The following is a 6,721-nucleotide window of genomic DNA, read 5'->3' on the forward strand; positions in this document are numbered from 1 at the left end:
ACTCGCCGTCCTCTCGCTTCGTCGCATTCATGACGATGGCGTGGGTGTGGGTCTGCGGGTCAAGATCGCGGCTGGTGTTGTGGCGGAACATCCCCACCACGAGGTTGCCGGTCTGCACCGAGTTCAGCTCGCCGTCTTCCATCTGCCGGGTGTACGACAGCTCGCGCTCGATGTAGCCCAGCGCGGCCTTTACGGCCCCTTCGTGAGCTTCCCGGACTTCCCGGTTTCCGCTCACCTCGGCGATCACCGAAACGCTCTTGGGGGCGGAGAAAGTGATGTCGATGCCTGGCCGGTGCTCAAGTTCGCGTTCGCCGGTTTCCTCGTTGCGAACCCACTTCCCCAGCTCCTGTCCGTCGAGCTTTCCGTTCAGCGCCTCGAAGAACTCGCGCTTCTCGATCTTGCCCTCAAAGCCAAGCGCTTCGGCGCCCTTGCCGAACCACTCCGACTCTTCCAGGCCTTGGTGCTCGGTGTAGTAGTTGTCCTGCGAAAAGTAGTGCAGCGCCTCACCGGCGCTGCTCACGTTGTGCAAGGAAATCATGACTTCGCCCCCGGAACCTCGAATGTGCGGCTGACGGGCGGATAGCACACGCCGGCATCGGCGCACCCCTGTGCGTGAGCGGTCAGTTTCACCGGGATCGGCGGCCCATCGAGCGTCACCCTTACCCGCACCAGCCCCCGGAAATAGGTGATCGTCTTGCCGAACTCTTCTTCCCACTTCGTCTGCCCTGGGGGCAGCTCCACCGATGCCACCCGCACCGCCTTGTTGTCCGTCTCGAACCTGAATTTCTCGGCATACAAGTAGTAGCCAGGCGCCGCCAGAAACAGGACTTCCAGCGTCTGACCCGAGCGGCCGCCCGCGCGCATCCTGAAAGCCTGGTCTGGCGGCAGCAACTCAGGCTCTGCCAGCGCTTGCTGGCTTGCCACGGCCCCGACAAGGCCAGCCACAACGAACGTTCTCCGGTTGATCTTCGACCGCATCACTTGCCTCCGATTCTCAGAATATTGGCCGCACCGCCTGCCGACTTGGGCTGCCCGTCACCCGGCGCCGCCTTGCCCTGCTCTGCCGCTTTCGCCGGCGAAACCTCGTCCCCTTCGGGCACGGCCTCGGCCTGTGCATCGGCCTCCGGGTCGTACTCAACGATTTCGTCTTCAGGGTCAAGGTCGTTCAGCAGAACAACCGGATCTGCGGGCTCGTCGTCGTCGCCGAACAGGTCTGTTTCGACCGGCGCGGGTGCAGGTGCCGGCGACGCGGCCGCTGCGGCCGCTGCCGCGCCTGGTGCGGCCTGAGCGGCTGCTGCCGCTGGTGCCGGAGCGGGCGCCTTGCCGCTGATTTTCGGGCGGAAGCTGATGCCGAACCCGTCTCGCTCCTTGAAGCCATCGGCGATGCTTGGCGTCGGCTGGTAGCTGTAGGCCACCCGCGCCACCGGGTAGTCGCCGGGCACCGTCAGGTAGCCGGTCATATCCGGCAGCGTCAGGATCTGCGAGGTCAGAACGATGTCGCGCAAATTGCGCCGCGCGAACACGCTCACCCCGTCGCGCTGTGAGTTCAGGCCGTAGCTCAACGTCTCTTCCTTTTCGTCCAGCTCGGCTTCGCCCATCAGCTTCGCCAGGACGCGGGCAGCGTCACCGTCCGTCACCCGCAGAAGCAGCTTGGTCTGGCAACCCGAAATGATCGTCTTGGCCAAGTGCTGTCCGTAAATCTCGTTGAGCTGCGAGAAGTCTTGGATGCCGATGACGCAGCAAAGGCCGTACTTCCGCGTGTTGGTCAAGGCCAGCTTCAGGATGTCGAGCTTCTGGAGTGTCGGCAGCTCGTCAATGAAGAACCACAGCCGTTCGCGGTGGATCGGCTCCAAGTCCAGAACCGCCTTAAGGCCGTGTCGATCCACAGAGACAGGACAGGCTTAAGGGCCTCGCGCATGGCCTCCCGGGCAGTGATGAACATCCACGAGTCGGAGTCATCCTGCACCCACTGCCGAATCGAGAACAGCTCGCCCTGGTCGTGCAGAAACCGGAACGACTCCAGTTGGTTCTGCACGGTCATCTTCAGCGACATGCCGGTTCGCTCGGTGGTCGGATCGACGTAGGTTGCGCCCGCCGTGCCCATAAGCAGCGCGTGCAGCGCTTCAAGGTTGCTGCGCGCGATTGAGTTGTAGAGGTCAGCGTTCGTCCTGCGGTTCTCGCGGCCCAAAACCCGATACACGTCCTTCAGGACCATGCGCCCGGCCTGCGCCCAAAACGGGTCAGCCTCGGCCGGGTCAGGGATGAGGCCGTTCGCCATGTTGTCGAAGTGATAGTCCTTCTCGATCTCGCACCAGATGTTCCAGTTCGGGCTTCTGGAGTCCAGCGGGTTCATGAGGATGTCCACGCCCTCGCGGTAGAAGGCTTTGGTGAACTCGCCCGTCGGGTCGTACACGATGGCCCGCTTTCCGCGCTTGCGGACCTGGGCCATGAGGCGGAAAAACTGCTGAGACTTACCCGTACCCTGCGCGCCGCCGATCATCGTGTGCAGCGTCTCCGATCCCTTGCGCATCGGAACGTCGGCCAGGACATACGGGCTGCAATCCTCGCGCGTCTCCATCATCTTCTTCAGCTCTGCCCCTTCGACAAGCTGGGCGCCGCGCAGCCGCTTGTCCTCCATCTTTCCCTTGCCGTAGTTCCACCACAGCAATGTCAGCAGGCCGCCCAGGCCGACAGCGCACAGAGCGCCGAACACAGCGCCGTTCTTCATCTTGCGCAGGGCTTCGTCTGCGTCCGCCTCCGTCAGCTCGATCACCTCGGCAACCGGCCGCATCTGCTTCTGGTTGTTCAGGTAAATCTCCATCGGAACCTTGGTCATCATGAAGACCGTCCGAAGCTGGCCGATGACGTTTCGCTCCAAGGCGTACCTCTCCACCGCCGTCGAGGCCCGGTAGAAATAGGCGGCGCCGACACCCACCCCAACCAGGAAGGAAATGAACACGGCCGTCCAGATCGCCACGGCGATCAGGCGTGCCTGGTGCATCCACAGTTCGGCACCACGGGAGAAGTTCCCCATGGTGCTCTTCTGCTCACGTCCTGTAGTCATGGCTTCGCTCCTTTGATCTTCCGAAACTTGGTCTTCGCGGCGTCCTGCGCCTGGTACAGCAACTGCACGTCTTGCGCCGAAACCACCGAGGCCAGCAGCGCCTCGCTGGTGATGATCGACAGCATCAATTCGTCAGGAAGGCCGCCACCCGAGACAGGGCGAAGTGCCGCAAATTCGGCGATCTTCTGATCCATCAGCTCACCGAACTCCGCCGCCTTTTCGGCGACCGCGCCCTCTACGAGAAGTTTGGCTAGGTAGGCATTTAGCGACATCCGGTGCGCTGCCGCCTGCTTCCGGTAGTACGTCTCTTCGTCTGGTGGGAGTCTGATCGCTATCGGTTTCCCGAGAGTGTCGGCCCGTCCTTTAATTCTCGGCATTTGTCTTTCCTGACAACGGTTTAGCCAATTGTAGCACGGCTAGTGTATTCGCCTAGACAGTGCTAGTGTATTCGCGCTAAAAGCCCTGCCACAGCAGGGCTTGCAGCGCAGCAACACCAGTTGCGTGGTGTGTGACAGATACCGAGGGGTCCGGGGACGCCCCGGGACGCTCGGGAGCTGTTGATCGTCCATCACTTTTTGGCCCCAGTGGATTTACACCGCCAGGCGGTAGAATGGCGGCCAAGCCCCGGGTCCATCAGACCCGCAGGGCGAAGGGTAAATCCACCAAGGGCACAAGAAAGGAGCACCGCATGAGCGAAGCGAAATCGAGCGGCAAGGCCGGAAGGCCGTCGCGGTCACTGGATGAGGAAATCGCAGCAGCAGCAGCGAAGCTGCAAGCGCTGCGGGACCGCAAGAAGGAGGAAGAGCGCCGCGAACGCGAGCGCAACCAGAAGGCGATCCTCGCGCTCATCAAGGATGAGGGCCTGGACGAGGTGAGCGCCGACGCCTGGAAGTCGGCGGTGCCGAAGCTGCGCAAGCTGCTTCTGGCCGAGGACAAGCAGGAGCCGCAGGCGCCTGCTCAAGCTGGATTCGCACCGGCCGCCACGGATCAGACGCTGGTGAACGCTTGAGCGATTTCCACAAACCAACGGGTCGGCTTGCTTCCGACAAGGGATGCCCAAAACATCCCGTAAGGAGGAAGTCGCGCAGGGTTGTCCATCAGGAGGCTTCCTGTGGGCAACCCTGTAGCGCGATGGCCGGTTGGGCTTGTGGGAATCGCGGCGGTGGCGGGACATGGATGAAAAGCGGCGTTGGCCGCTTTTCACGCATGGCTCCACGTAGCGGAGCGAAGTGGCTGACCGGCGAATTCCTGGCCGTGGCCGTGTGCGGTGCGTTGCCGATCCGCACGTTTTCCACAAACGCACAGGCCCCAGCGCTTCCGCAAGGGATGCCCAAAACATCCCGTGAGGCGGAAGGCGAGCCCGGTTGTCCATCAGGAGGCTTCCTGTGGGCAACCGGACCAGCGAGCGGGCCTGTGTGGCTTGTGGGAAACACCGCCGCAGTAGCAGGGCCTGGCGCCGGGACGGCGCAAGCGAAAGGGATATGTAGGGCTGCGAAGCAGTCCCCGCAGGGGATGAGCGCGAATGCGCGAACCCGGAGAAGCCCGGTCTGGACGCTAAGCGGCCAGATTCGCCCGAATCAGCATCAGTGAGAACGCGATGACCTTGCCGAAACCGAGCGAGATGCTTGAGCAGCTTCAGGCCGTGGGAAGGCTCAAAATCGACGGATGGAGCGTCGGCCTGACCGATGGCGACATCTGGCTGACCAACCCCTACGGCCTTGATTGTGCGGTCCAGCCAGCATCCATCGAAGGCTGCGAAGCAGTCCTTCAATGGATCGCGTCAGACACTCACGAACGTGAGTGGGGCTCGCTGTAGTACAGCGAGCCGGAAGCAGTGCAACCGGCGGAAGACCCGGAACGGGGCCGGTTGCGTGAAATGAGGAAGGACCAGCGCTGCCAGGGCAGCGCGGCCGGTCCTTCCAACGGGGCCGGCTTGTGGTGAGCGTCAGCACGCGAACCACAGCGATAGCTGCCGGCCGGCGTGATGAGCGGTGGGACGATGTTGGGCGCGAAGCGGCCAACTCGGCACCATCGCCACCAAGGGCTTTCGCGTGCGAAAGTCACGCCAGGCGCGAAAGGGACTTGAGCGCCCAGCCGAGGGCTAACCCGTCAGGGTGCCCGCGCGGCTGACAGGATGCCGGGACGGCTCCTGTCGGGCGCGTAGGGCATGCGGAGCATTGCCCGAGGCCCCACGAAGTGGGCTGGGCTGTCCGGCTGCCACCAGCCGGCAGACAGTGGATTTACCCGCCGACCTTCGGGAAGTGCCGCGCCAGGAACTTGCGCATCGTCTTCTCGGTGACGCCGAAGCGCTTGGCGAGCTTGGGCGTGGAAACGCAAAGCTCGTGAAGCTCGCCGACCTCCGCTTTGCGGGGGTCGAGCTTCAGGCGCCCGGTGCTGCCGGGACGGCGGCCACCGATGCGGCCTTCGGCAGCGGCGCGCTGAAGGCCCTCGCGCGTGCGAGCGCGGATGAATTCCACCTCGATCATGGACGCGATGCCGAACATCGCGGCCTGGATCTGGCCGTTCAGGCTCGCGTCGAGCACGAGCCCCATCTTGGTGACGATGATGGTGATGCCGCGTTCTGCGGCAACCTCCAGCAGCGAGAAAACCTGCATCGGCGACCCTGCGATGCGAGTCACCTCGGCGGTCAAAACGATGTCGCCGCGCTGGGCCTGCTCGGTGAGAAGACGCCCGATGAGCCGTTCCCTCCAAGGGAGGGAACGCGAAACGGTGTCTTCCACCATGACGACAGGGGCGTAGCCCTGGCGGTTGGCGTAGTCCAGCAGGCCGAGGCGTTGATTGGCGACATCCTGGGTGTCGCGGGAAACCCGCAGGTAGGCGTAGTAGTTCGGCATCGGTCGATCAGGCCAAAATCCCCGGCGCCGAGGCCGAAGGCCAGGCGCTCGGACGCCATGAAACCGGGCGGTAGTCCGGTTTCATGGCTGGGTGAAGAGTCGTGCAGCGTCCTCGTCGCGCCGGTAGGTGCCGTCAGGCATCCTCCGGCGCTGCGAGCGGTGCTCGTAGTCCCAGCCGCTGGGCCAGTTCTGGATGCGAAGCAGCCAGAACGACCAGCGAGCGCGAATGCGCGAGCGGTAGGCCCACCAGCGGCTCATCGCTCCATCGGCGGTGATGACGATCACCGCCGCGAATTCGGGGTGCGAGGTGTGCAGCAGCTCGCACCAGGCGCCGGGAATCGACGCGGTAGCGGCGATCCGGCCAGGCGGCGGGGTGTGGCGGCCGATCAAGAGGCCGCCTCCCCTGCCCTGCGGGCTTGGATGGCCGCCAGAGCCGCACCGGCGTCAGCCGTGTGGCCTGCCTCTATGTCGGCGAGGCCGCGCAGAACGTCGCCAAGGCCGAGCGAGCCGAACTCAGGTTCGGCAAGCTGGCCGGCGACGGCCGCGAAGAAGGCCGGAGCGTCGGACTCGCCCGAGGCCAGCGCCGAGGCGGGTCCAGCCAGGCCGGCGAGGTGGCGTGCCGAGGCGCCGATGCTGGCAAGCGCAAAGCGAGCTGCGGGCGTGAGCCGGCCAGCGTCAGCCTGGAGCGCTGTTTCCAGCGAGGCCGCGAAGGCGACCAGCCGGGCTTGTAGGGTCGATTCGTCCTGCATGGCGCGATGAGCGGTGGCGGGGCGGCCGTGGCCAATCCAGCGGGGATCGACCG

General features: G+C 64.4%; 8 protein-coding genes and 1 pseudogene. 2 read left to right on the forward strand and 7 right to left on the reverse strand.

All coding sequences use genetic code 11. The annotated features are described in order from the left end of the window. The 4 genes and pseudogenes from mobF to I73_RS29125 all read right to left on the reverse strand — a co-directional run. Nucleotides 1–538: MobF family relaxase (gene mobF, locus I73_RS19085; protein ID WP_026096953.1), on the reverse strand; the 538-nt coding region annotated here is incomplete at its 3' end. Then, entirely contained in the window at nt 535–978 is a 444-nt protein-coding gene (locus I73_RS29115) for a protein-disulfide reductase DsbD N-terminal domain-containing protein (RefSeq protein ID WP_022982083.1), read from the reverse strand. The genes I73_RS29115 and mobF, both read right to left, overlap by 4 nt. Then, a pseudogene (locus tag I73_RS34905) lies at nt 978–3,064 on the reverse strand (type IV secretion system DNA-binding domain-containing protein). The gene I73_RS29115 and the pseudogene I73_RS34905 overlap by 1 nt, the downstream one beginning before the upstream one ends. Next, the gene (locus I73_RS29125; protein WP_022982084.1) at nt 3,061–3,441 is read right to left on the reverse strand and encodes a hypothetical protein; all 381 of its coding nucleotides are present in this window, start codon (nt 3,439–3,441) and stop codon (nt 3,061–3,063) included. Before I73_RS29125 ends, I73_RS34905 begins: the two are co-directional and overlap by 4 nt. A gap of 311 nt (nt 3,442–3,752) precedes the next feature. On the opposite strand from I73_RS29125, the gene I73_RS29130 reads away from it, so the two are divergent. Beyond that, a complete protein-coding gene (locus I73_RS29130; RefSeq protein WP_022982085.1) occupies nt 3,753–4,073 on the forward strand; it encodes a hypothetical protein in 321 nt (106 codons plus the stop codon). Nucleotides 4,074–4,661: 588 nt separating this feature from the next. Then, complete coding sequence (locus tag I73_RS19110) at nt 4,662–4,880, forward strand: hypothetical protein (protein WP_026096954.1); 219 nt, start codon at nt 4,662–4,664, stop codon at nt 4,878–4,880. A gap of 424 nt (nt 4,881–5,304) precedes the next feature. On the opposite strand, the gene I73_RS19115 is transcribed toward I73_RS19110, so the two are convergent. The 3 genes from I73_RS19115 to I73_RS19125 form a co-directional block, all read right to left on the reverse strand. After that, the gene (locus tag I73_RS19115) at nt 5,305–5,919 is read right to left on the reverse strand and encodes a recombinase family protein (protein ID WP_022982086.1); all 615 of its coding nucleotides are present in this window, start codon (nt 5,917–5,919) and stop codon (nt 5,305–5,307) included. Nucleotides 5,920–6,000: 81 nt separating this feature from the next. Continuing rightward, a complete protein-coding gene (locus I73_RS19120) occupies nt 6,001–6,309 on the reverse strand; it encodes a hypothetical protein (protein ID WP_022982087.1) in 309 nt (102 codons plus the stop codon). After that, nucleotides 6,306–6,721: hypothetical protein (locus I73_RS19125; RefSeq protein WP_374701967.1), on the reverse strand; the 416-nt coding region annotated here is incomplete at its 5' end. The genes I73_RS19120 and I73_RS19125, both read right to left, overlap by 4 nt.

The organism is Ideonella sp. B508-1 (genome assembly GCF_000333615.1).
GTDB lineage: Bacteria > Pseudomonadota > Gammaproteobacteria > Burkholderiales > Burkholderiaceae_C > Ideonella.

Bases quoted from the DNA above. Each gene is read 5' to 3' on its own strand.
- I73_RS29115 (WP_022982083.1), bottom strand. From the start codon at position 978: ATGCGGTCGAAGATCAACCGGAGAACGTTCGTTGTGGCTGGCCTTGTC.
- I73_RS29125 (WP_022982084.1), bottom strand. From the start codon at position 3,441: ATGCCGAGAATTAAAGGACGGGCCGACACTCTCGGGAAACCGATAGCG.
- I73_RS29130 (WP_022982085.1), top strand. From the start codon at position 3,753: ATGAGCGAAGCGAAATCGAGCGGCAAGGCCGGAAGGCCGTCGCGGTCA.
- I73_RS19110 (WP_026096954.1), top strand. From the start codon at position 4,662: ATGACCTTGCCGAAACCGAGCGAGATGCTTGAGCAGCTTCAGGCCGTG.
- I73_RS19115 (WP_022982086.1), bottom strand. From the start codon at position 5,919: ATGCCGAACTACTACGCCTACCTGCGGGTTTCCCGCGACACCCAGGAT.